Origin of the sequence: Stenotrophomonas sp. DDT-1 (genome assembly GCF_001580555.1) — a bacterium.
Lineage (GTDB): Bacteria > Pseudomonadota > Gammaproteobacteria > Xanthomonadales > Xanthomonadaceae > Stenotrophomonas > Stenotrophomonas sepilia.
In genome coordinates this window covers 1-25,547 of record NZ_LEKR01000046.1, presented here as the reverse complement: position 1 = coordinate 25,547, position 25,547 = coordinate 1, and the positions used below count along the sequence as shown (strand labels likewise).

The 25,547-nt window shown below is 66.9% G+C and carries 25 protein-coding genes; 16 read left to right on the top strand and 9 right to left on the bottom strand.

What is annotated here, in order from left to right; all coding sequences use genetic code 11:
* The first annotated feature begins 50 nt into the window (after positions 1 to 50).
* Together pnuC and AB839_RS17695 are read left to right on the top strand one after the other, a co-directional pair.
* Positions 51 to 650: a nicotinamide riboside transporter PnuC gene (gene pnuC / locus AB839_RS17700; protein WP_061480368.1), complete on the top strand. Its 600-nt coding sequence runs from the start codon at positions 51 to 53 to the stop codon at positions 648 to 650.
* Positions 637 to 1,710 (top strand): AAA family ATPase, encoded by a 1,074-nt coding sequence (locus AB839_RS17695; RefSeq protein WP_061480367.1) that lies wholly within the window; start codon positions 637 to 639, stop codon positions 1,708 to 1,710. Before pnuC ends, AB839_RS17695 begins: the two co-directional genes overlap by 14 nt.
* A 118-nt stretch (positions 1,711 to 1,828) precedes the next feature.
* On the opposite strand, the gene putA is transcribed toward AB839_RS17695, so the two are convergent.
* Positions 1,829 to 5,047: a bifunctional proline dehydrogenase/L-glutamate gamma-semialdehyde dehydrogenase PutA gene (gene putA, locus AB839_RS17690; RefSeq protein WP_061480366.1), complete on the bottom strand. Its 3,219-nt coding sequence runs from the start codon at positions 5,045 to 5,047 to the stop codon at positions 1,829 to 1,831.
* 274 nt (positions 5,048 to 5,321) lie between these two features.
* Between putA and AB839_RS17685 the strand changes: the two genes are divergently transcribed.
* The 6 genes from AB839_RS17685 to AB839_RS17660 are packed head-to-tail and all read left to right on the top strand — an operon-like array spanning position 5,322 to position 10,136.
* Entirely contained in the window at positions 5,322 to 5,798 is a 477-nt protein-coding gene (locus AB839_RS17685) for a DUF2244 domain-containing protein (protein WP_021202927.1), read from the top strand.
* Positions 5,799 to 5,809: 11 nt separating this feature from the next.
* The gene (coxB, locus tag AB839_RS17680; RefSeq protein ID WP_061480365.1) at positions 5,810 to 6,766 is read left to right on the top strand and encodes a cytochrome c oxidase subunit II; all 957 of its coding nucleotides are present in this window, start codon (positions 5,810 to 5,812) and stop codon (positions 6,764 to 6,766) included.
* Between the two features lie 59 nt (positions 6,767 to 6,825).
* A complete protein-coding gene (gene ctaD, locus AB839_RS17675; RefSeq protein WP_005407790.1) occupies positions 6,826 to 8,433 on the top strand; it encodes a cytochrome c oxidase subunit I in 1,608 nt (535 codons plus the stop codon).
* A gap of 8 nt (positions 8,434 to 8,441) precedes the next feature.
* The gene (locus tag AB839_RS17670) at positions 8,442 to 8,660 is read left to right on the top strand and encodes a hypothetical protein (RefSeq protein WP_061480364.1); all 219 of its coding nucleotides are present in this window, start codon (positions 8,442 to 8,444) and stop codon (positions 8,658 to 8,660) included.
* Positions 8,657 to 9,247 (top strand): cytochrome c oxidase assembly protein, encoded by a 591-nt coding sequence (locus tag AB839_RS17665; protein WP_061480363.1) that lies wholly within the window; start codon positions 8,657 to 8,659, stop codon positions 9,245 to 9,247. Before AB839_RS17670 ends, AB839_RS17665 begins: the two co-directional genes overlap by 4 nt.
* Before the next feature lie 13 nt (positions 9,248 to 9,260).
* Positions 9,261 to 10,136 carry a cytochrome c oxidase subunit 3 gene (locus tag AB839_RS17660; RefSeq protein ID WP_005407793.1) on the top strand — a complete coding sequence of 292 codons (876 nt, stop codon included), beginning with the start codon at positions 9,261 to 9,263 and terminating at the stop codon, positions 10,134 to 10,136.
* A gap of 20 nt (positions 10,137 to 10,156) precedes the next feature.
* Here AB839_RS17660 and AB839_RS17655 read toward each other — a convergent pair whose 3' ends face one another.
* Positions 10,157 to 10,375, bottom strand: a complete 219-nt coding sequence (locus AB839_RS17655; RefSeq protein WP_049416782.1) for a twin transmembrane helix small protein — start codon at positions 10,373 to 10,375, stop codon at positions 10,157 to 10,159.
* A gap of 57 nt (positions 10,376 to 10,432) precedes the next feature.
* Here AB839_RS17655 and AB839_RS17650 point away from each other — a divergent pair, with 57 nt between their 5' ends.
* Genes AB839_RS17650 through cyoE form a run of 4 tightly spaced genes read left to right on the top strand, consistent with a single transcriptional unit; the run spans position 10,433 to position 13,828 of the window.
* A complete protein-coding gene (locus AB839_RS17650; protein WP_061480362.1) occupies positions 10,433 to 11,170 on the top strand; it encodes an SURF1 family protein in 738 nt (245 codons plus the stop codon).
* Positions 11,171 to 11,183: 13 nt separating this feature from the next.
* Complete coding sequence (locus AB839_RS17645) at positions 11,184 to 11,756, top strand: hypothetical protein (RefSeq protein WP_061480361.1); 573 nt, start codon at positions 11,184 to 11,186, stop codon at positions 11,754 to 11,756.
* 10 nt (positions 11,757 to 11,766) lie between these two features.
* Positions 11,767 to 12,930 (top strand): COX15/CtaA family protein, encoded by a 1,164-nt coding sequence (locus AB839_RS17640; RefSeq protein WP_061480360.1) that lies wholly within the window; start codon positions 11,767 to 11,769, stop codon positions 12,928 to 12,930.
* A 4-nt stretch (positions 12,931 to 12,934) separates the two neighbouring features.
* A complete protein-coding gene (cyoE, locus tag AB839_RS17635; RefSeq protein WP_061480359.1) occupies positions 12,935 to 13,828 on the top strand; it encodes a heme o synthase in 894 nt (297 codons plus the stop codon).
* 115 nt (positions 13,829 to 13,943) lie between these two features.
* Here cyoE and AB839_RS17630 read toward each other — a convergent pair whose 3' ends face one another.
* The 6 genes from AB839_RS17630 to rpsU all read right to left on the bottom strand — a co-directional run bounded on the left by AB839_RS17630 (position 13,944) and on the right by rpsU (position 19,092).
* On the bottom strand, positions 13,944 to 14,915 hold the full coding sequence (locus AB839_RS17630) for a bile acid:sodium symporter family protein (protein WP_019662218.1): 972 nt from the start codon (positions 14,913 to 14,915) through the stop codon (positions 13,944 to 13,946).
* Between the two features lie 31 nt (positions 14,916 to 14,946).
* A complete protein-coding gene (locus AB839_RS17625) occupies positions 14,947 to 15,447 on the bottom strand; it encodes a sulfur transferase domain-containing protein (protein ID WP_061480358.1) in 501 nt (166 codons plus the stop codon).
* 26 nt (positions 15,448 to 15,473) lie between these two features.
* Positions 15,474 to 17,213 (bottom strand): DNA primase, encoded by a 1,740-nt coding sequence (gene dnaG / locus AB839_RS17620; protein ID WP_061480357.1) that lies wholly within the window; start codon positions 17,211 to 17,213, stop codon positions 15,474 to 15,476.
* 60 nt (positions 17,214 to 17,273) lie between these two features.
* Positions 17,274 to 18,194 (bottom strand): YihY/virulence factor BrkB family protein, encoded by a 921-nt coding sequence (locus AB839_RS17615; RefSeq protein ID WP_005415012.1) that lies wholly within the window; start codon positions 18,192 to 18,194, stop codon positions 17,274 to 17,276.
* A 105-nt stretch (positions 18,195 to 18,299) separates the two neighbouring features.
* Complete coding sequence (locus tag AB839_RS17610; protein ID WP_005415013.1) at positions 18,300 to 18,743, bottom strand: GatB/YqeY domain-containing protein; 444 nt, start codon at positions 18,741 to 18,743, stop codon at positions 18,300 to 18,302.
* A gap of 133 nt (positions 18,744 to 18,876) precedes the next feature.
* Positions 18,877 to 19,092: a 30S ribosomal protein S21 gene (gene rpsU, locus AB839_RS17605; protein WP_002808376.1), complete on the bottom strand. Its 216-nt coding sequence runs from the start codon at positions 19,090 to 19,092 to the stop codon at positions 18,877 to 18,879.
* 166 nt (positions 19,093 to 19,258) lie between these two features.
* On the opposite strand from rpsU, the gene tsaD reads away from it, so the two are divergent.
* The gene (tsaD, locus tag AB839_RS17600) at positions 19,259 to 20,284 is read left to right on the top strand and encodes a tRNA (adenosine(37)-N6)-threonylcarbamoyltransferase complex transferase subunit TsaD (protein WP_049426946.1); all 1,026 of its coding nucleotides are present in this window, start codon (positions 19,259 to 19,261) and stop codon (positions 20,282 to 20,284) included.
* A gap of 33 nt (positions 20,285 to 20,317) precedes the next feature.
* On the opposite strand, the gene AB839_RS21290 is transcribed toward tsaD, so the two are convergent.
* A complete protein-coding gene (locus tag AB839_RS21290; protein WP_082783372.1) occupies positions 20,318 to 20,983 on the bottom strand; it encodes a hypothetical protein in 666 nt (221 codons plus the stop codon).
* Positions 20,984 to 21,342: 359 nt separating this feature from the next.
* On the opposite strand from AB839_RS21290, the gene folB reads away from it, so the two are divergent.
* From folB to AB839_RS17580, 3 genes are all read left to right on the top strand, one after another.
* Entirely contained in the window at positions 21,343 to 21,696 is a 354-nt protein-coding gene (folB, locus tag AB839_RS17590; protein WP_005415016.1) for a dihydroneopterin aldolase, read from the top strand.
* A 91-nt stretch (positions 21,697 to 21,787) separates the two neighbouring features.
* Positions 21,788 to 23,059: a mechanosensitive ion channel domain-containing protein gene (locus AB839_RS17585; RefSeq protein ID WP_061480355.1), complete on the top strand. Its 1,272-nt coding sequence runs from the start codon at positions 21,788 to 21,790 to the stop codon at positions 23,057 to 23,059.
* A gap of 128 nt (positions 23,060 to 23,187) precedes the next feature.
* The gene (locus tag AB839_RS17580; protein ID WP_061480354.1) at positions 23,188 to 25,362 is read left to right on the top strand and encodes a glycoside hydrolase family 3 N-terminal domain-containing protein; all 2,175 of its coding nucleotides are present in this window, start codon (positions 23,188 to 23,190) and stop codon (positions 25,360 to 25,362) included.
* Positions 25,363 to 25,547: the final 185 nt, after the last annotated feature.

Genomic DNA, 25,547 nt, shown 5'->3' with positions numbered 1-25,547 from the left:
GATCTGTTGGTCCGACGACGCAGGGCGTGGATCTACGCGACAATGGTGCGATGAACCTGTCCGACCCGAACTTCCAGCTGGAGCTGGCTGCCAACATCGCCGTCGCCGGCTCGATCCTGCTGGCTGGTCGCAACAACGTGCACACCTGGTGGTTGGGCATCGTCGGCTGCGCATTGTTTGCGGCCGTGTTCGAGCGCTCGCACCTGTATGCGGACATGGTGCTGCAGTTCTTCTTCATCGCCATCAGCGTGCTGGGCTGGTGGCAGTGGCTGCGCGGCGACCATGGCGCGCCGCTGCCGATCACTGCGCTGCGGCCGCGTGCATGGGCCTGGCTGGCGCCGCTGGCGGTGGTGGCCACGTTCGGCTACGGCTGGATGCTGACCCGACTGACCAACGCCTATGCGCCTTACATCGATTCGGCGGTGCTGGTGCTGAGCGTGATCGCGCAGATCCTGATGATGCGGCGCAAGCTGGAATCGTGGTGGGTGTGGCTGCTGGTGAACACCGTGGCAGTGCCGCTGTACTACAGCCGTGGCCTGCATCTGACCTCGATCCTCTACATCGGTTTCTGGATAAACGCGCTGGTCGCCCTGCGCCATTGGCGCCATCTGATGCGGACCGAGGCCAAGGCAGCCGATGCCGCCGCCTGAGCGCGTCGCGCGGGGGTTGGTGGTGGGCAAGTTCTGCCCGCTGCACCTCGGCCACGAACGCCTGATCGACTTCGCCGCTACGCGCTGCCGGCAGTTGCTGGTGATCGGCTGGTCGCAGCCAGGCTTTGCCGGCTACAGCGCTGCTCGCCGCGAGCGCTGGTTGCGTGCGCGCTTCCCCCGGGCAACGGTGGCGGTGCTGGATGATGCGCGGTTGGCAGCGCTGTGTGCCGAACATGGCGTGCCGCCACGCGTGTTGCCGCACGACAGCGACAGCGAGCACGTGCAGCGCGAGTTCACCGCCTGGCTGTGCCAGCACCTGTTCGGTGGCCCGGTGCAGGCGGTATTCACCGGCGAGGACTACGGTGACGGCTTCGCGCAGGCGCTGGCCACGCACTTCGGTGGGCCGGTACGCCATGAGCGGCTCGAACGCGCATTGGACGTCGGGCAGGCGTGCGGCACCCAGCTGCGCGCCGATCCGCATGCGCACCGCCATGGTCTCGCACCGGAGGTGTACGCCGGATACGTGCAGCGCGTGGCCTTCATTGGTGGCGAGTCCAGTGGCAAGACCACGCTGGCGCGGGTGATGGCCGAGCGCCTGCAGACCGCCTGGGTGCCGGAGTATGGCCGCACGCTCTGGGAGCAGCAGGGGGGCGACCTGATGCCGGACGATCTGCTTCGCATCGCAATGACCCAGCCGCAGCATGAAGACAAGGCTGCGCGGCGGGCGCATCGCTGGCTGTTCTGCGATACCACGCCGCTGGTGACGCTGGGCTACAGCGGCTGGATGTCTGGTACGGCGCCGGAGGCACTGCGGCAGGCTGCATTGCGGCCATATGACCTGCTGTTCCTGTGGGCGCCGGATATCCCTTTCGATCAGGACGGCACTCGGGTGGGCGAAGCCTTCCGGGCGCAGCAGCATGCGTGGTACGTGCGCGAGCTGCAGGTGCGGGGCGTCGAATACGTGCTGCTGGAGGGCGATCTGGAAGCGCGCACCGCGCGCGTGCAGGGCGAGCTGGCGAAGCGTGCGGACAACCGGTTCAGTGTCGCCCTGCCTCTGTAGCGCCGAGCCCATGCTCGGCTGCGCCAGGAAGGCCGAGCGTGGGCTCGGCGCTACAGGAAGCAAAACACAAGAAACCCCGCATTCGCGGGGTTTCTTGTTTGCCGCATCAAGCAGGCGATCAGTCGCCCAGGGTCAGCAGCGAGGCGTTGCCGCCGGCGGCGGTGGTGTTCACCGTCACCGTCTTTTCGGTGGCAAAGCGCAGCAGGTAGTGCGGGCCGCCGGCCTTCGGGCCGGTGCCGGACAGGCCCTGGCCGCCGAACGGCTGTACGCCGACCACCGCGCCGATCTGGTTGCGGTTGACGTACACGTTGCCGACATGGACGCCGTTGCTGATGCGGTCAACGGTCTCGTCGATGCGCGAATGCACGCCCAGGGTCAGGCCGTAGCCGGTAGCGTTGATCTGGTCGATCACCGCGTCGAGCTGGTCGCCCTTCCAGCGGATCACGTGCAGGACCGGACCGAACACTTCCTTCTGCAGCTGGCCCAGGTCCTTCAGCTCGTACGCGCGCGGTGCGAAGAAGGTGCCGTGGGCGGTTTCGGCGGACAGCTCGGCGGCCGCGATCAGGCGCGCTTCGCGGTCCATGCGCTCGGCGTGGTCCTGCAGGATCTTCAGCGCGTCGGCATCGATCACCGGGCCGACGTCGGTGGACAGCAGGCCGGGGTTGCCGACCTTCAGTTCCTTCATCGCGCCGGCCAGCATGGTCATCACCTTGTCGGCGATGTCGTCCTGCACGAACAGCACGCGCGCGGCCGAGCAACGCTGGCCGGCGGAGGTGAAGGCCGAACCGATCGCGTCCTTGACCAGCTGTTCCGGCAGCGCCGAGGAATCGGCGATGAAGGCATTCTGGCCGCCGGTCTCGGCAATCAGCACACCGATGGCGGCGTCACGTGCGGCCATCGCACGGTTGATCGCACGGGCGGTCTCGGTGGAGCCGGTGAAGGCCACGCCGGCCACGCGCGGGTCGGCGGTCAGCGCCGCACCCACGGTGGCGCCGTCGCCCGGCAGGAACTGCACCACCTCGGCCGGCACGCCGGCATCGTGCAGCAGCTTCACCGCGTAGTAGCCGATCAGGTTGGTCTGCTCGGCCGGCTTGGCGATGACGCTGTTGCCGGCGGCCAGAGCAGCGGCGACCTGGCCCAGGAAGATCGCCAGCGGGAAGTTCCACGGGCTGATGCAGACGAACACGCCGCGGCCGTGCAGCTGCAGCTCGTTGGATTCACCGGTCGGGCTGGGCAGCTTCTCGGCGTGGCTGAACTGCTCGCGCGCCTGCTTGGCGTAGTAGCGCAGGAAATCCACGGCTTCGCGCACTTCGGCGATGCTGTCGGGCAGGCTCTTGCCGGCTTCCTTCACGCACAGCGCCATGAACTCCGGCATGCGCGCTTCCAGCTGGTCGGCGGCGTGTTCGAGGATGGCGGCGCGGCTGGCGGCCGGGGTGCGGTTCCAGGCCGGCTGTGCGGCCACGGCGTTGGCCAGGGCCTTCTGCACGGTGGCGGCATCGGCGGCCAGCCACTGGCCGACCACTTCGCGGGTGTCGGCCGGGTTGGTCACCGGCAGCGCGGCGCCGGCCGGGTTGGCACCCGGTACCAGCGGCGAGGCCTGCCAGGGCTTCACGGCGGCGTTGAGCTGCTCGGCCAGGGCGCGCAGTTCGTTGTCGTTGGCGAGGTTGGCGCCCATGGAGTTCTTCCTGTCGTGGTTCTGGCTGCGCAGCAGGTCAACCGGCAGCGGGATCTTGGGATGCGGAATCGATTCGAACGAGGCGACCATCTCGACCGGATCGCGGATCAGGTCGGCGATCGGCACGCGCTCGTCGGTGATGCGGTTGACGAAGCTGGAGTTGGCGCCGTTTTCCAGCAGGCGGCGCACCAGGTACGGCAGCAGGTCTTCGTGCGAACCGACCGGGGCGTACACGCGGCAGGGCAGGTTCAAGCGGTCGGCCGGCACCACTTCGGCGTACAGGTCGTCGCCCATGCCGTGCAGCTTCTGGTGCTCGTACACGCCGCCGTTGGCGATGCTGCGCACGGCCGCGATGGTGTGCGCGTTGTGCGTGGCGAACATCGGGTAGATCGCGTCCGCATGGGTGAACAGCCGCTTGGCGCAGGCCAGGTAGGACACGTCGGTGTTCTGCTTGCGGGTGAACACCGGGTAGTCCGGATAGCCTTCGATCTGCGCGCGCTTGATCTCGGCATCCCAGTAGGCGCCCTTGACCAGGCGCACCTGCAGGCGGCGGCCGGCGCGGCGCGCCATGTCGGCCAGGTGGTCGATCGTGTAGGGCGTGCGCTTCTGGTAGGCCTGCACGACCACGCCGAAGCCATCCCAGCCAGCCAGCGAGGCGTCGGAGAACACCTGCTCGATGATGTCCAGCGACAGTTCCAGGCGATCGGACTCTTCGGCGTCGACGGTGCAGCCGATGCCGTAGCTCTTGGCCAGCTGTGCCAGTTCCAGCACGCCCGGCACCAGGTCCTTCAGCACGCGCTCGCGCTTGGCGTGCTCGTAGCGCGGGTACAGCGCCGACAGCTTGATCGAGATGCCCGGCGCGTTGTTGACGTCGCCGTCCGGGCGGCCGCCGCGGGCCTTGTGATCACCGCCGATGGCGTGGATCGCGCGACGGTAGTCTTCCAGGTAGCGAAGTGCGTCCTTCATGGTCAGCGCGCCTTCGCCGAGCATGTCGAAGGAGTAGCGGTAGCTGGCGTTGTCGCCCTTGTGCGAGCGCGACAGCGCCTCGCTGATGGTGCGACCCATGACGAACTGGTGGCCCATGATCTTCATCGCCTGGCGCACGGCCAGGCGCACCACCGGCTCACCGACGCGGCCGACCAGGCGCTTGAACGCGCTGGGCGCATCGGCGCGGGTGGCGTCGTTCATCTGTACCAGCTTGCCGGTCAGCATCAGGCCCCAGGTGGAGGCGTTGACCAGCACCGAATCGCTGCCGCCCAGGTGCTTTTCCCAGTCGGCATCGGCCAGCTTGTCGCGGATCAGCTTGTCGGCAGTGTCCTGGTCCGGAATGCGCAGCAGGGCCTCTGCCACGCACATCAGCAGCACGCCTTCTTCGCTGCCCAGGTCGTACTGGCGCATGAAGGCTTCGATCGCGCCCTGGTCCTTGGCACGCACGCGCACGCGGCCGACCAGGTCGGCGGCCAGCGCCTGCACCCTGGCCTGTTCCTCGGCGGGCAGGCGCGCCTGCGCCAGCAGCTCACGCACGTGGCTGGCCTCGTCCTTCAACCAGGCATCGGTGATGGCCTGGCGGAACGGGTTGGGGGGCGCCGGCAGTTCCGGCGACAGCAGCGCGCCCGGACGCGGGGCGTCGTGGGCGGCAGGGGAGGAGGAAGGTGCGTTCATGCCGGTCCGGCCAGTGGAAAACTTGGCGATTTTAATCATTTTTGCGGCCTTCGGAAGTGCCCCGCAGACACCTTCATGAAGGGCTGATAGCCACTAACGGTGGTGGATTCGGCGGGTTCAGCAAACCCGGCAAGATTTGTGCCGAATTCGTCATTCGTGCCGCCGGCCTCATGCTGTGTTGCAGCATCGGAAAAAGTGTGAATGCACCCTTGCTACCGGCGAGAGGGCGGGGCTACCATCGAGACGTTTCCCGCGGCAGGAACGCGGTTGCGACATGATCGAGGTGCTTCCAGCTCCGGATGGGTCAGGTACGCAGCTGCGGCTGCGTCCCCCACGGGCGCTCGATGCCCGGCAGTTCGTCCTGTTGTTCACCGTGTTGTCGGGTGCGATGTGGCTGGTGTCCGCCCTCGGGTGGTGGGCCGGCAATGCATTCGCCCCCCTGTTCGCGCTGCTGTACAGCCTGGTGCTGGCGGCGGCGCTGCGTGCCTTGTGGCGCAGCGGTGAACGGCAGGAGGAGATCCGGGTAGTGCCGGCGTACGTGGAGGTCATCCCCGTACCCGGTGGATCGCCGGTGTTCCGGGCCCACCCGCACTGGGTGCGCCTGCTCACCGACGATGAGAGGGTCCGGCTGGCATCCAGCGGCCGGCAGGTGGAGGTGGGGAGTTTCCTCGCGCCGGCCGAACGCCAGACGCTCGCAGAGACACTTGAAAGCTTGCTCGCCGCCAGCGATGGCGGCAACCGACGACGCTAAGGGTCTAGGCAATGAAGCAAAGCAGCAGGTGGGGCACGAAGTGCGTGAACGCGGTCGCCGCGATGCTGGCGACCGGGGGACTGATTCCGGCGTCGGCCTGGGCCCAGGCGGCCGATCCCAAGCCGTGGCAGCTGAACATGGGCAAGGGGGTGACCCAGACCTCGCGCCTGGCCTGGGAATCGAACAACCTGTCGTTGATCATCTGCACGGTGATCGGCGTCATCGTGTTCGGGGCGATGGCCTACGCCATCTTCAAGTTCCGCAAATCCAAGGGCGCAGTCGCCGCCACCTTCAGCCACAACACCAAGGCCGAGATCATCTGGACGGTGATCCCGGTGATCATCCTGGTCGTGATGGCATGGCCGGCCACGGCCAACCTGATCAAGATGTACGACACCCGCGATGCCGAGATGACGGTCAAGGTCACCGGCTACCAGTGGATGTGGAAGTACGAATACCTCGGCGAGAACGTCACCTTCACCAGCCGCCTGGACCGCGAGTCCGACCGCGTGCGGCAGAGTGGCATCGTGCCGACCCGCGAAAGCCATCCGCATTACCTGCTGGACGTCGACAACCGGCTGGTGTTGCCGGTCGATACCAAGGTCCGCTTCGTCATCACTTCCGATGATGTGATCCACGCCTGGTGGGTGCCGGCGCTGGGCTGGAAGCAGGACGCCATCCCCGGCTTCATCAACGAAGCCTGGACCAGCATCGAGCAGCCCGGTGTCTACCGCGGCCAGTGCGCCGAGCTGTGCGGCAAGGACCACGGCTTCATGCCGATCGTGGTCGAGGCGGTGTCCAAGGAGGACTTCAGGAAGTGGCTGGCGCAGCGCAAGCCGGCGCCGCCCGCCGAGCCCGCCACGCCTGCGGCACCTGCCGAACCGACTGCACCGACGGGCGAGGCACCGGCTGCGCCTGCTGCTGCAGAAGCCGGCAGCGCGCCTGCCACCGCGGCCAGCGGAGCGTGATGTAAAGCCCGCGGCCGCTCGCGGCCGTGGTGACAACCGATTCTGAGAGGTGTTTTGCAATGGCGCACTCGGCAGTTGGGCACGACGATCACCATCACCACCAGAGCTTCTTCGAGCGTTGGTTCTTCTCGACCAACCACAAGGACATCGGCACGCTGTACCTGGGTTTCAGCTTCATCATGTTCATCATCGGTGCGGCGATGAGCGTGGTGATCCGCGCCGAGCTGGCGCAGCCGGGCCTGCAGTTCGTCAAGCCCGAGTTCTTCAACCAGATGACCACCGTGCATGCGCTGGTGATGATTTTCGGCGGCGTGATGCCGGCGTTCGTCGGCCTTGCCAACTGGATGATCCCGCTGCAGATCGGTGCGCCGGACATGGCGCTGCCGCGCATGAACAACTGGTCGTTCTGGTTGCTGCCGGTGGCTTTCAGCCTGCTGCTGCTGACGCTGTTCCTGCCGGGGGGTGCACCGGCCGGTGGCTGGACGCTGTATCCGCCGCTGTCGCTGCAGGGCGGCTACAACGTGGCCTTCAGCGTGTTCGCCATTCACGTGGCCGGCATCAGCTCGATCATGGGTGCGATCAACATCATCGCCACCGTGCTGAACATGCGCGCGCCGGGCATCGACCTGCTGAAGATGCCGATCTTCTGCTGGGCCTGGCTGATCACCGCCTTCCTGCTGATCGCGGTGATGCCGGTGCTGGCCGGTGCGGTGACCATGCTGCTGACCGACAAGTTCTTCGGCACCAGTTTCTTCAACGCCGCCGGTGGCGGTGACCCGGTGATGTACCAGCACATCTTCTGGTTCTTCGGCCATCCCGAGGTCTACATCATGATCCTGCCCGCCTTCGGCGTGGTCAGCGAGATCATCCCGACCTTCAGCCGCAAGCCGCTGTTCGGCTACCAGGCGATGGTGTACGCCACCGCCGCGATCGCGTTCCTGTCGTTCATTGTCTGGGCCCACCACATGTTCACCGTGGGCATGCCGCTGGGCGGCGAGATCTACTTCATGTTCGCCACCATGCTGATCTCGATCCCGACCGGCGTAAAGGTGTTCAACTGGGTCAGCACCATGTGGCGGGGCTCGCTGACGTTCGAGGCGCCGATGCTGTGGTCGGTGGCCTTCGTCATCCTGTTCACCATCGGTGGCTTCTCCGGTCTGATGCTGGCCATCGTGGCGGCCGACTTCCAGTACCACGACACCTACTTCGTGGTTGCGCATTTCCACTACGTGCTGGTGACCGGCGCGGTGTTCGCGCTGATCGCGGCGGTGTATTACTGGTGGCCGAAGTGGACCGGGCGCATGTACAGCGAGAAGTGGGCCAAGGTGCACTTCTGGTGGTCGATCGTGTTCGTCAACCTGCTGTTCTTCCCGCAGCATTTCCTCGGCCTGGCCGGCATGCCGCGCCGCATTCCCGATTACAGCGTGGCCTTCGCCGACTGGAACCTGATCAGCTCGATCGGTGCGTTCGGCATGTTCGTCACGCCGTTCATGATGGCCGCGATCCTGCTGTCCTCGCTGCGCAACGGCGAGAAGGCCGAAGCACGCAGCTGGGAAGGTGCACGCGGGCTGGAGTGGACGCTGCCATCGCCGGCACCGGCGCACACCTTCACCACGCCGCCGACCATCCGTCCGGGGGATCTGGCGCATGACGACATCACGCATTGAGGTGGGGCATGCATAACGAGAGCCCACTGCAGATCTGTAGAGCCGAGCCATGCTCGGCTGACGTGGAGCAGCCGAGCATGGCTCGGCTCTACAACAGCCCGGGCGACGCCCCGGAAAACGGCATCGAACAGCAGCGCCAGCGTGCCCGGCGCACGGCGATGTGGGTCGGCGCCATCGCGGTGCTGGTCTACGTCGGCTTCATCCTCAGCGGGGTGATCGGCCGATGAGCGAGGCTCCGGCCAGCACGCGGTCACCCAGTGCCGGGCTGCCGCGCCTGATCGGCGTGGCAGTGGCGGTGTTCCTGCTGACCTTCTCGCTGGTGCCGCTGTACCGCATTGCCTGCGAAAAGGTATTCGGCGTGCGCCTGGAGCGCGGCCCGGGTGGTGAAGCCAGTACGGGTGCTGCAGCTGGCAAGCGCACCGTGCGGGTGGAGTTCGATGGCGGCGTCAATTCGCGCCTGCCGTGGTCGTTCCATCCCGAGCAGCTGACCATGGATGTTGTGCCCGGCGAACTCAACGAGGCGCTGTACTTCGCCCGCAACGACAGCCAGCAGGCAGTCGTTGGCAGCGCGGTGCCTTCGGTGGCGCCGGCACGCGCGTCGGGCTTCTTCAGCAAGACCGAGTGCTTCTGTTTCACCGCGCAGACGCTGCAGGCCGGCGAGAAGCGCGACATGCCGGTGCGCTTCATCGTCGATCCGGACCTGCCGCCGGAAATCAAGACGATCACCTTGTCCTACACCTTCTACCGCAACGACGCGTTGTCCGATCGGCTGCTCCCGGCCGCCACCTCGGACGGCGCGCACGCCGCACCCTGACCCGGATACCGACATGGCCCAGACACCGACCGACGCCAACGTGTACTTCGTCCCGGCCCAGAGCAAATGGCCGTTCGTGGGCTCCATCGCGATGATGGTGACCATGGTGGGCGTGGCCAGCTGGCTCAACGACGCCAGCTGGGGGCGCTGGACGTTCTATATCGGCATCGCGATGCTGGTGCTGACCCTGTTCTGGTGGTTCAGCGACGTGGTGCGCGAATCGCAGGCCGGCAACTACAACCACCAGGTCGATGGCTCGTTCCGGATGGGGATGATCTGGTTCATCTTCTCCGAGGTGATGTTCTTCGGTGCCTTCTTCGGCGCGCTGTTCTACACCCGCAACCTGGGCCTGTCGTGGCTGAGCGGCGAAGGCCGCGGGGTGATGACCAACGAGCTGCTCTGGCAGGGCTACTCCGCCGGATGGCCGACCAATGGCCCGGCGGCGATCGGTGGCGCCTTCCAGACCATCCCGGCCTGGGGCCTGCCGCTGATCAATACGCTGATCCTGCTCACCTCCGGCGTGACCCTGACCATCGCCCATCACGCACTGAAGGCCGGCAACCGCCGCCAGCTGCTGATCTGGCTGGGCCTGACCGTGGTGCTCGGCCTCGGTTTCCTGACCCTGCAGGCGGAAGAGTACATCCACGCCTACAAGGAGCTGAACCTGACGCTCGGTTCGGGTATCTACGGTTCGACATTCTTCATGCTGACCGGCTTCCACGGCGCGCACGTGCTGCTGGGCACGATCATGCTGATCGTGATGTGGCTGCGTTCGGCCAAAGGACACTTCACCCGCGACAACCATTTCGGTTTCGAAGCGGCCGCGTGGTACTGGCACTTCGTCGACGTGGTGTGGCTGATGCTGTTCCTGTTCGTCTACGTGCTTTGACCACGCACGCATCGGTGGCCTCAGCCGCCGACGCCGTGCGGCTTGATCCAGCCCATGTAGATGCTCACGATCACCAGTACGATCAACGCCACCGACACCGCGATGCGACGTGTCAGTGCGTTGACCGTGCGCTTGGTCTGGCCGCGGTCGACCAGCAGGTAATACAGGCCGGCGCCCAGGTTCCAGACGATGACGATCAGAAACGCGATTACCAGCAGGGTCTTCAGCGAATCACTCATGCGCGGCTCGAGGGCAGGGTGGGTGCGCCTATCTGACCGCGTTTGCGCGGACTTGTCATGATGCGCCAGCACACACGCGTGATCGGATGGTTGCTGGCCGTGCTGGCGATGGCCGGTTTCACTGCATTGGGGCTGTGGCAGCTGCAGCGCATGCATGCCAAACAGTCAATGTTGGATGCGCAGGGTCCAGCCGCAGCGCAGGTACTGTCGTTGGCGCAGGCGCTGGCAGCGCCCGGTGCGTTGCACGGCGTGGCCGACCACGGTCGCTTCCTTCCCGGCGTGGTGCTGCTGGACAACCAGACCCGGCACGGCCGCGCGGGCGTGAAGATCTATCGCCCGTTCCGCAGTGACGAAGGCAGCGTGCTGCTGGTCGATCTTGGCTGGCGCGCGCTGCCGCCGGATCGCACGCTGCCGGACATACCGGCGCCGCCTTCGCCGGTGGCGGTGCGCGGGTTGCTGGCGCCACCGCCTTCGGCGGGGCTGGTACTGGGCCCGGCGTTCTCCGCCACCGGTGAGGCCGGGCGCTGGCTGGCCAGCCGCTTGCCGGCCGAGGGCCTGGCCCGGGCGCTGGGGGTGCAGTCACTTCCCGATCGTGTACTGCGCCTGGACCCGGCGCTGCCCTTCGGCGACGAACGTGATCTGGACCTGTTGCCGAACACGCTGCCACCGCAGCGTCACCTGGGCTACGCCGTGCAGTGGTTCGGCCTGGCCCTGACCGTGCTCGTCGTTGCGCTGGTGTTGGAGTGGCGCAGGAGGCGCGCCGTGGCACGACCGGCATCCCGTACCCAACCATGAGAAAATGCCCCGCATGAACACTGCTACGTCCCCGCAGGCGCGCGGCTCCGGCCGCCGGACCCTGGTGCTGCTGTTTGCCGTGTTCTTCGGGGCGATGGCGCTGGCCGCGGTATTGCGCTTCTCCGGCTGGCAGCCCACCGGGCACCGCAATGCCGGCCAGCTGCTGAAGCCGCCGGTGGACCTGCGCCAGCAGGCGCCGACCCTGGCCAGTGGCCAGCCCTATCCTTGGAACCCCGAGGCCCGCACCTGGCGCCTGCTGGTGGCACCACCGGCCGGTGCCTGCGACGCGCAGTGCGTCACTTTGTCGCAGGGGCTGGGCAAGGTGTGGCAGCTGTTCGGGCATAACGCCGATAATGTCGAGATCCTGTGGCTGGGTACGCCACCGGCGTCGATCGCCTCGCTGCCCGCGCTGCGGCCGCTGGCTCCGTCGCCAGCCCTGCGCGCGGCGTTGCCGGGCGTCGATGATCCGGCGGGACTGCCGGTCTACGTGATCGATCCGAACGGCTTCGTGATCATGCGCCATGCCCCGGGTTCCGACCTCGGTGGCCTGCGCAAGGACATGGCCACGTTGCTGAAACTGAAGTGAGTCCCGTTTGATGAGCCTTTCCGCGCGTCCGGCGCTGCACCGCAATTTCCACCGCCTGGCGTGGTTCGCCATGATCATGACCGCGAGCACGATCATGTTCGGCGCGTTCGTACGCCTGTCCGATGCCGGCCTGAGCTGCCCGGACTGGCCGACCTGCTATGGCCAGGCCACCTGGCCGCAGCACGTGGAAGAGACCATCGGCCACCCGGCGGCGGAGATCCGCCCGCTGGAGACCCACAAGGCCTGGCGTGAGCAGGTGCACCGCTTCCTGGCCGGCGCGCTGGGCATCGAGATCCTGACCCTGGCCCTGCTGGCCACGCGCAAGCGCCGCTTTGGAACCACGGCAGTGGTGACCGCCTGCGTGCTGGTGGCCGCTGGCATACCGCTGTACATGATGGGCTGGCATGGCACCGCCAGTGCATTGGCTCTGATCGGCGAGGCGATCCTGCTGATCGCCGCGCTGCGCTGGAGCAACATCGATCTGGCACGCGCTGCACTGCTGACCCTGGCGGTGGTGATCTTCCAGGCCCTGCTGGGCATGTGGACGGTGACCCTGCTGCTCAAGCCCATCGTGGTGATGGGCCACCTGCTGGGCGGCATGCTGATGTTCGCCCTGCTGGCCTGGATGGCCTGGCGTGCGACGCACATGCCGATCACCCTGGCCGAGGCACCGAAGCTGAAGTGGCTGCTGCGCATCGGCCTGGCGGTGCTGGTCACCCAGATCGCACTCGGCGGCTGGGTCAGTGCCAACTACGCGGCGCTGGCCTGCGGCGGCGGCAGTGCATCGCTGGACAACTTCCCGCGCTGTGCCAACCAGTGGTGGCCGCAGCACAACTTCGTCGAAGGCTTCACCCTGTGGCGTGGCATCGGCGTGGACTACGAAGGTGGTGTGCTGGATGGTGCTTCCCGTATCGCCATCCAGATGGCGCACCGCCTGTTCGCGGTGGTGGTGGCCATCTACCTGCTGTGGCTGGGCGTGCGCCTGTTCCGGTTGCCGAGCATGCGCGGCTGGGCCAGCGCGCTGATCGCGCTGCTGGTGCTGCAGGTCACCCTCGGCATCCTCAATGTGAAGCTGGCGCTGCCACTGGAAGTGGCCGTGGCCCACAACGGCGTGGCCGTTGCCCTGTTGTTCGTGCTGGTCAGCCTGCTGGCCCGCCTGCGCGCCCCGGACTGATTCCATGTTTTCCAACTACCGCCAGTACTGGGATCTGACCAAGCCCAAGGTCGTCGCCCTCATTGTCTTCACTGCCCTGGTCGGCATGGTCCTGGCTATTCCGGGCGTGCCCAGCTGGGAGCAGGTGCGCGCCGGCCTGCTCGGCTTCCTCGGCATCTGGCTGGCCGCTTCGGCGGCCGCCGCGATCAACCAGTTGCTGGATGCGCACATCGATGCGCAGATGGCACGCACGTCGTGGCGCCCGCTGGTGGTCGGCAAGGTCAAGCCATGGCAGGTGCTGGTGTTCGCCGGCGTGCTGATCGTGCTGTCGATGACCATCCTGGTGCTGTGGGTGAACCTGATCACTGCGGTGCTGACCTTCGCCTCGCTGATCGGTTATGCGGTGATCTACACCGTGTACCTCAAGCGCGCGACCTCGCAGAACATCGTCATCGGCGGCCTGGCCGGCGCGATGCCGCCGATGCTGGGCTGGGCTGCGGTCACCGGCATGCAGGGCTCGTCGGACTGGGCGTACTCGTCGCTGCTGGTGCTGATCATCTTCATCTGGACGCCGCCGCACTTCTGGGCGCTGGCGATCTTCCGCCGCGAGGACTATGCCAAGGCCGAGATCCCGATGCTGCCAGTGACCCACGGCGTGGTGCACACCCGCAAGCAGATCATGGTGTATTCGGTGGTGCTGGCGCTGGTCTGCCTGCTGCCGTACCTGGTGGGCATGAGTGGTGCGTTCTACCTGGGCGGTGCGATCGTGCTCAACGCGGTGTTCCTCTGGTATGCCTGGCGCATGCTGAACCCGCCGGACGAGCTGTTCTCGATGAAGATGTTCTACTACTCCATCGTCTACCTGATGGCGCTGTTCGCCTTCCTGCTGGTCGACCACTGGATCCTGCCCTGGTTGTAAAGCGCCACCTGTAGAGCCGAGCCCATGCTCGGCTGAGGGGTGGTTGGAAGAGCAGCCGAGCGTGGGCTCGGCTCTACAACAGATCCACGCCATGCGTGGATGTCTCCAGATCGGGTCAGGGCGCGCGCTTCGCATACCGCTGCGCGATCACACCGCAGACGATCAGCTGGATCTGGTGGTAGATCATCACCGGCAGCACGATCGCGCCGAGGCTGCCGCCGGCGAACAGCACCTTGGCGATCGGCACGCCGGTGGCCAGGCTCTTCTTCGAGCCGCAGAACACGATGGCGATCTCGTCCTCGCGGTTGAAGCGCAGCCGGCGGGCGATGAAGGTGATCAGCGGCATGGCGATGCCGAGCAGCACGGCAGCCACCACGGCCACGGCCAGCAACGAGAGCAGCGGTGTCTTGCTCCACAACCCTTCGGTCACCGCTTCGCCGAACGCCGAATACACCACCAGCAGGATCGTGCCCTGGTCGGTGTAGCGCAGCAGCGCGCGCTGCTTCTCCACCCAGCCGGCAATCCACGGCCGCAGCAGGTGGCCGGCCACGAACGGCACCAGCAGCTGCAGCATGATGCCGCCGATCGCGTGCAGTGGGTCATGCACGCCGCCGGAGGTGCCGGCCAGCGCGGTCAGCAGCAGTGGGGTCAGGAACACGCCGAGGATGCTCGACAGCGAGGCGCTGCACACCGCTGCCGGCACGTTGCCGCGGGCCATCGAGGTGAACGCGATGGACGACTGCACGGTGGACGGCAGGGTGCACAGGAACAGCACGCCCAGGTACAGCTCCGGAGTCAGCAGCCAGCCCGACAGTGGCTTGAACATCAGCCCCAGCAGCGGGAACAGGAGGAAGGTGCAGGCCAGGATGGTCAGGTGCAGCCGCCAGTGCAGCATGCCGCCGATGATCGACTCGCGCGGCAGGCGCGCGCCATGCAGGAAGAACAGCGCGGCGATGGCGACGGTGGTGACATCGTCGAGCACGATGGCAGCGGCGCCCTTCATCGGCAGCAGCGAGGCCAGGCCGACGGTGCACAGCAGGGCGAGGGTGAAGTTGTCCGGTCGCAGGCGCGACCACCAGCGGGTCATGGTGGGCAGAGTCCTTGGTGCGGAGGGTGGTTCAGGGCGAGGTGACCGGTGTGGCCAAGCGCTGGCGGGTGGCGGCTTCCAGCGACTTCAGGCCGGCGCGCTGGCCGAGCTGAAGCGCCTGCTCCGGGCTGGCATGTTCATAGCGGGCATTGACCAGGCCGAGCACGGCACCGGCGCGGTTGCCGGAGGCGCAGTGCAGCAGCACCGGCCCCTGGCTCTGCTGCAGGGCCTGGTGCACGGCGCGCACATTGGCCGCATCCAGGCCCTCGGCGCCGGCCACCGGAATGCGCACATAGCGCAGGCCCAGCGATTCGGCCGCGTGGATTTCATCGAAGCCCCGGTCCTCGCCAGGCTGGCGCAGGTCGATCACCGTGCGCACGCCCTGCGCGGCCAGGGCCTGCAGCTGTGCGGCGCTGGGTTGGCCACCGGCATACAGGCCGGGGCGTACTTCGTTGAGGGGCGCGTCTTCGGCCAGGGCCGTCAGTGGCAGGCAGAGCGACAACAACAGCAGGCAGGTCAGGCGCAGCAGCATGGTCCTCTCCGTGAAACGTTCTGCTGCTACAGGCGCAGCCCGGCGCGGGCCTTGAGCAGCTCGCGCAGTTCGTATTTGTCAGTATCGTCCAGGCCCTGCTGGCGCTGCTTTGCCAACAACTCCTCCAGACGTTGCACCAGCAGCTGTTTCTCCAGCTGGGCCACTGCGTCGTGCAGTTCCTGGGTCCAGCTGGCTTCGGTGCCGGGCAGCGTCTGTGCAGCCAATGTATGCAGCGAGGCCTGTTCCTCGCGGCCGTCGAAGTGTTCCAGCAGGGCGCCGGTGCTGATGTCCGGGCGCTGTTCGACCAGCCCCAGCAGCTCCAGCAGCAGTTCCACGCCGGGCAGGCGCAGGCCCTGGAAGTGGTGCTTGCCGCCCAGCGTCAGCGCCAGCGACGGCTGCTGCAGCAGCACGGCGATCGCGCCGCGCACCAGGCTGCGCTTGGCCACGGGCTGGATCGTCCGCTGCGGCTGGCGTTGCGGCATCGGCGTGCGTGCAGCCTGGGCGTTGCCGCCGAGCCCGGTCAGCTGCGCCAGCTGCTGCTTCATCAGGTCGCCGAAGGCGCCGTCGGGAATCTGCGCCAGCATCGGCTTGGCGCGTTCGGCCAGGCGTGCCTTGCCGTCCAGCGTGCCCAGGTTGATCTCGCGGGTCAGTTCATCGAAGAAGAACTGCGACAGCGGCGTGGCCTGCTTCAGGCGCTCGTTGAAGGCCTCGGCGCCTTCCTTGCGCACGATGGTGTCCGGGTCCTCGCCATCGGGCAGGAACAGGAAGAAGGCCTGGCGGCCATCCTTCATGCGCGGCAGCACCGACTCCAGGGCCTTCCAGCCGGCGCGGCGGCCGGCGGCGTCGCCGTCGAAGCAGAAGAACACGTCCGGCGCGTTGCGGAACAGCAGCTCGGCGTGGTCCGGCGTGGTCGCGGTGCCCAGCGTGGCCACCGCCTGGGTCACCCCGAACTGGAACAGCGAAACCACGTCCATGTAGCCCTCGACCACGATCAGCCGCTCGATCTTCTGGTTGGCCTGGCGCACCTGCCACAGGCCATACAGTTCGCGGCCCTTGTGGAACAGCGCGGTCTCGGGCGAGTTGAGGTACTTGGGGCCGTCGTCCTTCTCGAACACGCGGCCACCGAAGGCGATCACCCGGCCACGGCGGTCGAAGATCGGGAACATCACCCGGTCGCGGAACTTGTCGTAGACGTGGCCGCGGTCGTTCTTCGAGAAAAGGCCGGCGCGGTCGAGCAGCTTCATGCGGCGCTCGTCCTTGCCGAGCGCGTCGCGCAGGCCGCTGTAGCCGTCCGGCGCGTAGCCGATCTGGAAGCGCGCGCGGTTCTCTTCGTCCACGCCACGGCCATCGAGGTAACTGCGTGCCTTGTCGCTGCTTTCCAGGTTCTTCTGGAAGAACCGGGCGGCGGCATCCAGTGCCGAGTACAGCTCGCGGCTGTCGTCCTGCTGCTGGGGGCTGCGCGGGTTCTCATTGCGCGGCACGTCCATGCCCGCGCGCTTGGCCAGTTCATCCACCGCGTCGAGGAACTCGAGGCGGTCGTAGTTCATCAGGAAGCTGATCGCGGTGCCGTGCGCGCCGCAGCCGAAGCAGTGATAGAACTGCTTGGTCGGCGAGACCGTGAACGAGGCCGAGCGCTCGTCATGAAACGGGCAGCGTGCGGCGTATTCCTTGCCCTGGCGCTTCAACGGCACGCGGCTGCCCACCACCTCGACGATGTCGATGCGGGCCAGCAGGTCGTCGATGAAAGCGTCGGGGATACGGGCCATGGGCAACAGGGCAGGGCGCGGTACAGGACCACGCGACGGAACCGGGGCGGTCGGCCTAGTTTACCCCCTGTCGGGCACCTGGCTGGCGGTTGCCGGATCGATGCCGGCGGCGGCCAGGTGATGGCGCGCGCGCAGGCGCTCATCGATCACCGCGGTCATCAGCGCGCCAACGAAGAAGACCACAGTCGCGTAATAGATCCAGACCAGCGAGATCACCAGCGCGCCCATCGAGCCGTAGGCACTGCCGGGGGCCACGGTGGCGATGTAGACGCCGATGCCGTAGCGGCCCAGTGCGAACAGTGCCGAGGTGATGACGCCGCCGATGAAGGCCTGGCGCCACGCCACGCGACGGTCGGGCAGGTAGTGGTACATGAAGGCGAAGCCGACTGCATACAGCAGCAGGCTCGTGACGTACCCCAGCGCGGGGAGGATCGAGGGCAGTTGCGCGAAGGCCACCTGCAGCACCGTGGTGGCGGTCATCGACAGGATCAGCAGGAAGCCCAGGGCCAGCACCACGCCGAACGAGAACACACGCTTGCGCAGCCAGGCCTTGATGCCCTCCAGGCGCTCGCCACTGGTGCGGAAGATCAGGTTGAGCGCGTTCTGCAGCTGCGCGAACACGGCGGTGGCGCCCACGAACAGCAGCAGCGTGCTCCACAGCCCTGCCAACGAGCCGACGTCGGGCTGGTTGTCAGCGTTCTTCAGGACGGTTTCGGCCACCGTAGCCGCGCTGCTGCCAGCCACCGAGCTGATCTGGTCGATCAGCGCCTGCTGTGCCGGTGGGTACAGCGAGGCGGTCAACCACAGCAGCAGCACCAGCAGCGGTGCCATCGACAGCAGGGCGTAGAAAGAAACGGAGGCGGCCTGGGTCAGCACGTCGACGTCGATGAAGCGCTTGGCCACCGCCATCGGAAAGCTGTCCTGCAGGCGCTTGAGGTACTTGTGCAGGGACACGGGAACGTTGGGCTCGGGTTCAACCATGGGTGTGGTTGTAGCAGGCGACCAACGAAGGTGCGGTGAAGCGGGTGCATCAATGGGGTCAGAGCCCTTTCGCGTTGCGAAAGGGATCCGACCCCGTGTGCCGGATTACGCCAGCTGCTGCTTGACCAGCTTGGACACCAGGCCCATGTCGGCCTGGCCAGCGAGCTTGGGCTTCAGTGCGCCCATCAGCTTGCCCATGTCGGCCGGGCCGGAGGCGCCGGTCTCGGCGATGGCGGCCTGGATGGCGGCCACGATCTCGGCTTCGCCCATCTTGGCCGGCAGGTAGGCTTCGATGACCACGATCTCGGCGCGCTCGATCTCGGCCAGGTCTTCGCGGTTGGCCGCTTCGTACTGGCTGACCGAGTCCTTGCGCTGCTTGACCATCTTGTCGAGCACGGCGATCACGGCGGTGTCATCCAGCTCGATGCGCTCGTCCACTTCGCGCTGCTTGATGGCGGCATTGATCAGGCGGATCACGCCCAGCTTGTGCTTCTCGCCCGCCTTCATGGCGGCCTTCATGTCTTCGGTGAGCTGCTGCTTCATGCTCATGAGGAACCTCGTGGTGGTAGGTGGGGCGGGGCGGATGCCCGAACCCGGAAACGCAAAAAGCCGGCGACGCTCGCGCGTGCCGGCTTCGGCTCCATCGCGACGGGCAGGCCCGCCGCAATGAAGATGCGTCCGATCAGTACAGGCGCTGACGCTTGGTGACGTCGCGCGACGAGCGGCGCAGCTGACGCTTCACAGCAGCGGCGGCCTTGCGCTTGCGCTCCTGGGTCGGCTTTTCGTAGAACTCGCGCTTGCGGGTTTCGGCCAGCACACCGGCCTTTTCGCAAGTGCGCTTGAAGCGGCGAAGAGCAAACTCGAAGGGCTCGTTCTCGCGGACTTTGACGCTGGGCATGGAATCTCCGGGACACAGTAGAACCGGGTCACGCCCGGCGAGCCGCACATTATAGCGGCGAATCGACAAACTGCAAGCGACCAACCCTGAATACGGGCCGGCGGTTCGAAAGCAGTGAGATCTGCACGTTCCCCGAGGGGACGGCAGGGGCGTCATAATAGCAGGCATGCGAGTCCTTGGCATCGAATCCTCCTGTGATGAGACCGGCGTGGCGGTGTATGACACCGACCTGGCCGGCAGCGCAGCCCTGCGCGCCCATGCGGTCTACAGCCAGATCGCCCTGCACGCCGAATACGGTGGCGTGGTGCCCGAGCTGGCCAGCCGCGACCACGTCCGCAAGCTGCTGCCGCTGGTGCGCCAGACCCTGGCCGAAGCCGGTCTGGGTGTAGGCGACATCGACGGGGTGGCCTACACGGCCGGTCCCGGCCTGGTCGGCGCGCTGCTGGTCGGCGCCGGTGTGGCCCGGTCGCTGGCCTGGGCGCTGGAGGTACCGGCCGTCGGCGTACACCATATGGAAGGCCACCTGCTGGCGCCGCTGATGGAAGACGACCCGCCGGAAGCGCCGTTCGTGGCGCTGCTGGTGTCCGGTGGCCATACCCAGCTGGTGGCGGTGGATGCGATCGGCCAGTACCGCCTGCTGGGCGAGACCCTGGACGATGCGGCCGGCGAGGCCTTCGACAAGACTGCCAAGCTGATGGGCCTGCCGTACCCCGGTGGGCCGCAGCTGGCCAGGCTGGCCGAGCAGGGCACGCCGGGCGCGTACCGCTTCGCGCGCCCGATGACCGACCGCCCCGGGCTGGATTTCAGCTTCTCCGGCCTGAAGACCCAGGTCCTGATGGCCTGGCGCGACAGCGACCAGAGCGAGCAGACCCGCGCCGACATTGCCCGGGGCTTTGAGGACGCGGTGGTCGAAACCCTGTCGATCAAGTGCGAGCGCGCGCTGGAAGCGGCCGGGACCAACGTGATCGTGGTAGCCGGCGGTGTAGGTGCCAACAAGCGCCTGCGCGCCCGCCTGCAGCAGATGGCCGAGCGCCTCGGCGGCCGCGCCTGCTTCCCGCGGCCTGCACTGTGCACCGACAACGGCGCGATGATCGCCTTCGCCGGCGCGCTGCGCCTGCAGGCCGGCCAGCACAGCCCGCCGAAGGTGGATGTGACCCCGCGCTGGGACATGGCGACGCTGCCGGCGGTCTGATCCGGTAGCGCCGCGCCACGCCCGGCGGACGTATTACCGACGCCCTGCCAATGGCGACGCCGCCAATACCGTCGTTGCCCGCTCATGGCGCTGTAGCCACCCCAGGGTGTGCGGGCAGCGCGCATGGATCAGCCGCCCGATCGCGGCGAGGTCAGCGCCGATGTCGCGATCCAGGATGGGTTCGTGGTGGGCGATGCGGTTGCGCAGGTGACGGATGCGTCCGATATCCGCATGGATGGCTTTCCTGACGGCACTGGGATGAGCAGAGGGAGCATGCTGCAGAACCCTGCTGAGCGCGGGTATCCAAAGCGTGGAGTCGAAGCGACAGGTGAAGAGCTGCTGCCAGAACACCATCGGCAGGTTGGCGACGATCCCAGGTGTATCGGTTACGCGGCTGGCAAGTTGTTCCAGTGCCGTGCGCGGAGAAGTACTGGATGAGGTTGGCAGCCTCCGTCGGAAGGCACCATTCCAAGGCCAACGCGGACCATGCTGCCTGGCGAGCACCGCTGCAGCGGCGTTGCGGGTGACCACTTCGCACAGATGGACCGGCATCATCAGAGCACTGCACATCCGCATGTTCCACAGGTACAGGGATTCGGCTGTGACGTCGGGGCTGCAGGTCGATGCGATTCTCTCGTAAGTAGACAGACGCTCCGCTGACAACGCGCGCCGCAGTACATCGTATGGAGCCATCGTCATGTGCGGTGGTGAAGGAGGGATCGATGTTCGCGAGAGTGGGCGGCGGCGACCATCAGGGAACGTCGTTGTCCGCGCGGCTGATTTCCTGCGTTTTGCCTCGGACGAATACCTGACCTGCCCTGTCGGAATTGGCCTTGACCGGCGATCTGGTCCTTGCCTAATCTGCGTGCCTGCGCCACCGGGACTCGCGGCTGGATTTCAGCTCCCCCCGGGGACAAACGGTAGTACCAAAGGGCCCCGCTAGCAGGGCCCTTTGTCTTTTCTGGAGCCGCGTCCCTGCCAGCCGCCCACCGCCCGTTCCGGGCAGGCTCACCGCCGTGCCGTTACCATGGCTTCCTGTATTCGTGCCGGTAAGCGCAATGGACAAGGTTTTCATCGAAGGGCTGACGATCGACGCCCTGATCGGTATCTACGATTGGGAACGACGGATCCGCCAGGACCTGGTGTTCGACCTGGAAATGGGCTTCGACAACCGTCGCCCCGCGGCCACCGATGACATCGCCCATACCCTGAACTACAAGGCGGTGAGCAAGCGCCTGGAGCAGTTCGTGCGCGAGTCGGAGTTCGGCCTGGTCGAGACGCTGGCCGAGCGCTGCGCGCAGATCGTGCTGGACGAATTCGACGTGAAGTGGCTGCGCCTGAAGCTGAGCAAGCCCGGCGCGGTGCGCGGCGCGCGCGCGGTGGGTGTGATCATCGAACGCTCGCGGGACTGACCCGGTAAATCCGGCCGCTGGCCGGAAACCCCGGTAGTGCCGGCCGCTTGCCGGCAACCTTGGCAACAACGAAACAGACAGGAGACAACTGATGGTGGACGCGGTGGTGGCGGTACAGTGGCTGGAACGGCTGCAGAACACACTGGAACCCTATCCCGGCGCCTACCTGGCGTTGATGATCTCGGCGCTGCTGATCGCCGCTGGCCTGGCCAATTGGGTGACCAAGCGCATCCTGCTGCGTGGCCTGCGGCGCCTGTTGCAGCGCCTGCCAGGTGCCGAGTCCGGCCGCGGCAGCCACTTGATGCGGGTGATTTCGCGCCTGTCCAACGTGGTGCCCAGCCAGGTGATCGCCTCGGGCATCACCCTCATCCCCGACCTGCCGCCCAGCCTGGTCAACGTCATCATCAAGCTGTGCATCGTGTGGGCCGTACTGACGGTGTCGATGGCGTTCTCGCATGCGCTGGACGCGGCCAACAGCCTGTACGAGCGCAAGCCCGATGCGCGCAACAAGCCGATCAAGGGCTACCTGCAGGTGGTCAAGATCGTGGTGTTCGTGGCCGCCGGCCTGTCCATCGTCGCCACCCTGCTTGGGGTGAAGCTGGGCCCGCTGGTGACCGGCCTCGGCGCGGCCACGGCGGTGCTGATGCTGATCTTCCAGGACACCATCCTGTCGCTGGTGGCCAGCGTGCAGATCAGTGGCGATGGCCGCGTGCGCATCGGCGACTGGATCGAGATGCCCAGCCAGAACGCCGACGGCGACGTCATCGACATCGCGCTGCACACCATCACCGTGCAGAACTTCGACAAGACCATCACCACCATCCCGACCAAGAAGCTGGTGACCGAGTCGTTCAAGAACTGGCGCGGCATGCAGGAGGCCGGTGGCCGCCGGATCAAGCGCGCGCTGTACCTGGACCAGCACAGCGTCGGTTTCCTCGACGACGGCGACCTGGCCTTCCTCGGCGAATTCGCGCTGCTGCGTGACTACCTGCGTGAAAAGGAGCAGGAACTGGGGCAGTGGAACGGGCGCCTGCGCGAGCAGGGCGTGGCCGAGGTCAACAGCCGCCGGGTGACCAACCTGGGTACCTTCCGTGCCTATGTGGAGCGTTACCTGCGCAGCCATCCGGGCATCCATACCGACATGACCCTGCTGGTGCGGCAGCTGCAGCCCACCACCGAAGGCCTGCCGCTGGAGCTGTACTGCTTCACCCGCAGCACCGCCTGGAGCGAGTACGAGGCCGTGCAGTCGGACATCTTCGACCACCTGCTGGCGATTCTGCCGGCGTTCGGCTTGCGGGTGTTCCAGGCCTCCAGCGACGCCATGTTGATGGCCGGGCAGCGCCAGTTGGCCAGCTGGGAGTAAGCTGCGGTGCCCCCGGCGGGACCATACGGGCCCCGCTGTTGGCTGAAACTGAACGAAGAAACCTCTCGCCAAATGGCTCGGGATCGCTAGAATGCCGGGCTTGTAAACGTTTTCATCAAGGACTGCCGGTGGCCTCCGATCGCATCGAATCCCTCATTGCCCAGATGACCGTCGAGGAAAAGGTCGGCCAGCTGGGTGTCTTCGCGGACATGGTCCGCCCGTTCGCCCCGGACGTGAACCCGGAAGCCAACGTGCGCAATGCCGACCAGGTGCTGCAGCAGGTGCGCGAGGGCAAGGTCGGCTCGCTGTTCAATGGCGTGGGCGCCGAGTTGGGCCGCCGCATCCAGCAGGTCGCCACCGAGGAGAGCCGCCTGGGCATCCCGGTGATCCTGGCCGCCGACGTCATCCACGGCATGCGTACCGTGTTCCCGATCCCGCTGGGCGAGGCCGCCAGCTTCGAGCCGGACCTGGCCGAGCGCACCGCGCGCGCCACCGCCATCGAAGCCACCGCTGCCGGCCTGCACTGGACCTATGCCCCGGCCGTGGACATCGCCCGCGACCAGCGCTGGGGCCGTGGCGCCGAAGGCGCCGGTGAGGACGTGGTGCTGGGTTGTGCGTTCGCCGCCGCCCGCGTGCGTGGCTTCCAGGGCAGCGACCTGCGCGCCGCCGATTCGCTGCTGGCCACGCCGAAGCACTTCGCCGCCTACGGCGCGGTGATGGCCGGCATGGAATACAACATGGTGGACATCTCGCCGCAGACCCTGCGCGATGTGCACCTGCCGCCGTTCAAGGCCGCCTTCGAGGCCGGCGCGATTACGGTGATGTCCTCGTTCAACGACATCAACGGCGTGCCGGCCAGCGCCAACGCCGAACTGCTGACCGATATCCTGCGCGGCGAGTGGAAGTTCCCGGGCGTGGTGATCTCCGATTACACCGCCGACATGGAGCTGGTCGCGCACGGCTACGCCGCCGACGACCGCGATGCCACCGCCAAGGCGTTCACCGCCGGCCTGGACCTGAGCATGCAGAGCGGCTTCTACGCCGAGCACCTGCCGGGCCTGGTCGAGAGCGGCGAAGTGCCGATGGCGGTGCTGGATGAAGGCGTGCGCCGCATCCTGTGGCTGAAGGAAACCATCGGCCTGTTCGACGACCCGTACCGTTCGCTGGACCCGGCGCGCGAAGCGGATACCTCGCATATCGCCGCGCATGATGAACTGTCGCGCGATGCCGCGCGGCGTTCGATCGTGCTGCTGAACAACCGTGACAACGTGCTGCCGTTGCAGAAGACCGGGCAGAAGATCGCGCTGATCGGCCCGTTCGTGCAGGACCGCGAGAACATCGAAGGCTGCTGGACGCTGTTCGGCGACAAGCAGCGTTACGTGGATCTGGAAACCGGCGTGCGTGCCGCCATCGGCGACGAAGCGCTGCTGGAAATCGTGCCGGGCTGCGAACTGGAAGCCGCCATTCCGGGTGGTACCGAAGCGGCGGTGGCTGCCGCGCTGCGCGCCGATGTGGTGGTGCTGGCGCTGGGCGAACCGCAACGCTACAGCGGTGAAGCACAGTCGCGTGTGGAGATCACCCTGCCGCCGGCACAGCAGGCACTGGCCGAGGCTGTGGCGATGACCGGCAAGCCGCTGGTGGTGCTGCTGCGCAATGGCCGCGCGCTGGCGCTGCAGGGCGCGGTGCGCAATGCACAGGCCGTGGCGGTGACCTGGTACCTGGGCACCCAGACCGGCCATGCCGTGGCCGATGTGCTGTTCGGCGACTACAGCCCGTCCGGTCGCCTGCCGGTCAGCTTCCCGCAGGTGTCCGGCCAGCAGCCGTACTTCTACAACCACCCGCGTACCGGTCGACCGGAACTGCCGACCATGTCGGAGTTCAAGGCCCGCTGGCGCGAGATTCCGAACGAGCCGCTGTACCCATTCGGCCACGGCATCGGCTACACCACCTTCGCCTACGGCGTGCCGCAGCTGAGTACGGCACAGCTCGGCTGGGACGACACGCTGACCATCACCACCACGCTGACCAACAGCGGTGATGTGGCCGGCGAGGAAGTCGTGCAGCTGTACATCCACGACCGCGTGGCCAGCCGCGTGCGTCCGGTGCGCGAACTGAAGGACTTCCGCAAGGTGGCACTGCAGCCGGGCGAGTCGACCGACGTGGTGTTCACCCTGACCCGCGAGCAGTTGGCGTTCACCGGCCGCGATGGCGTGCTGCGTGCCGAACCGGGCCAGTTCGACCTGTGGGTCTGCGCCTCGTCGGCCGCCGGCGAAGCCGTGCAGTTCGAACTGCTGAAGGCCTGATCAGAAAAAGGGGACGGAGGGGATTAAGTCGTTTGTGCCACTAACGACTTAATCCCCTCCGTCCCCTTTTTGTTGCCGTCACTGTGGCGGCGCTACCATCGGGCTCCCTGTTTCGATGGAGTGCGCGTATGCGCCGGATGGCTTGTCTGATTCCCGCCCTGTTGCTGGCCGCCTGTTCGCAGCCG

Coding starts and splice junctions, on each gene's coding strand:
- pnuC (WP_061480368.1), top strand. CDS start 51: ATGAACCTGTCCGACCCGAACTTCCAGCTGGAGCTGGCTGCCAACATC.
- AB839_RS17695 (WP_061480367.1), top strand. CDS start 637: ATGCCGCCGCCTGAGCGCGTCGCGCGGGGGTTGGTGGTGGGCAAGTTC.
- putA (WP_061480366.1), bottom strand. CDS start 5,047: ATGAACGCACCTTCCTCCTCCCCTGCCGCCCACGACGCCCCGCGTCCG.
- AB839_RS17685 (WP_021202927.1), top strand. CDS start 5,322: ATGATCGAGGTGCTTCCAGCTCCGGATGGGTCAGGTACGCAGCTGCGG.
- coxB (WP_061480365.1), top strand. CDS start 5,810: ATGAAGCAAAGCAGCAGGTGGGGCACGAAGTGCGTGAACGCGGTCGCC.
- ctaD (WP_005407790.1), top strand. CDS start 6,826: ATGGCGCACTCGGCAGTTGGGCACGACGATCACCATCACCACCAGAGC.
- AB839_RS17670 (WP_061480364.1), top strand. CDS start 8,442: ATGCATAACGAGAGCCCACTGCAGATCTGTAGAGCCGAGCCATGCTCG.
- AB839_RS17665 (WP_061480363.1), top strand. CDS start 8,657: ATGAGCGAGGCTCCGGCCAGCACGCGGTCACCCAGTGCCGGGCTGCCG.
- AB839_RS17660 (WP_005407793.1), top strand. CDS start 9,261: ATGGCCCAGACACCGACCGACGCCAACGTGTACTTCGTCCCGGCCCAG.
- AB839_RS17655 (WP_049416782.1), bottom strand. CDS start 10,375: ATGAGTGATTCGCTGAAGACCCTGCTGGTAATCGCGTTTCTGATCGTC.
- AB839_RS17650 (WP_061480362.1), top strand. CDS start 10,433: ATGATGCGCCAGCACACACGCGTGATCGGATGGTTGCTGGCCGTGCTG.
- AB839_RS17645 (WP_061480361.1), top strand. CDS start 11,184: ATGAACACTGCTACGTCCCCGCAGGCGCGCGGCTCCGGCCGCCGGACC.
- AB839_RS17640 (WP_061480360.1), top strand. CDS start 11,767: ATGAGCCTTTCCGCGCGTCCGGCGCTGCACCGCAATTTCCACCGCCTG.
- cyoE (WP_061480359.1), top strand. CDS start 12,935: ATGTTTTCCAACTACCGCCAGTACTGGGATCTGACCAAGCCCAAGGTC.
- AB839_RS17630 (WP_019662218.1), bottom strand. CDS start 14,915: ATGACCCGCTGGTGGTCGCGCCTGCGACCGGACAACTTCACCCTCGCC.
- AB839_RS17625 (WP_061480358.1), bottom strand. CDS start 15,447: ATGCTGCTGCGCCTGACCTGCCTGCTGTTGTTGTCGCTCTGCCTGCCA.
- dnaG (WP_061480357.1), bottom strand. CDS start 17,213: ATGGCCCGTATCCCCGACGCTTTCATCGACGACCTGCTGGCCCGCATC.
- AB839_RS17615 (WP_005415012.1), bottom strand. CDS start 18,194: ATGGTTGAACCCGAGCCCAACGTTCCCGTGTCCCTGCACAAGTACCTC.
- AB839_RS17610 (WP_005415013.1), bottom strand. CDS start 18,743: ATGAGCATGAAGCAGCAGCTCACCGAAGACATGAAGGCCGCCATGAAG.
- rpsU (WP_002808376.1), bottom strand. CDS start 19,092: ATGCCCAGCGTCAAAGTCCGCGAGAACGAGCCCTTCGAGTTTGCTCTT.
- tsaD (WP_049426946.1), top strand. CDS start 19,259: ATGCGAGTCCTTGGCATCGAATCCTCCTGTGATGAGACCGGCGTGGCG.
- AB839_RS21290 (WP_082783372.1), bottom strand. CDS start 20,983: ATGACGATGGCTCCATACGATGTACTGCGGCGCGCGTTGTCAGCGGAG.
- folB (WP_005415016.1), top strand. CDS start 21,343: ATGGACAAGGTTTTCATCGAAGGGCTGACGATCGACGCCCTGATCGGT.
- AB839_RS17585 (WP_061480355.1), top strand. CDS start 21,788: ATGGTGGACGCGGTGGTGGCGGTACAGTGGCTGGAACGGCTGCAGAAC.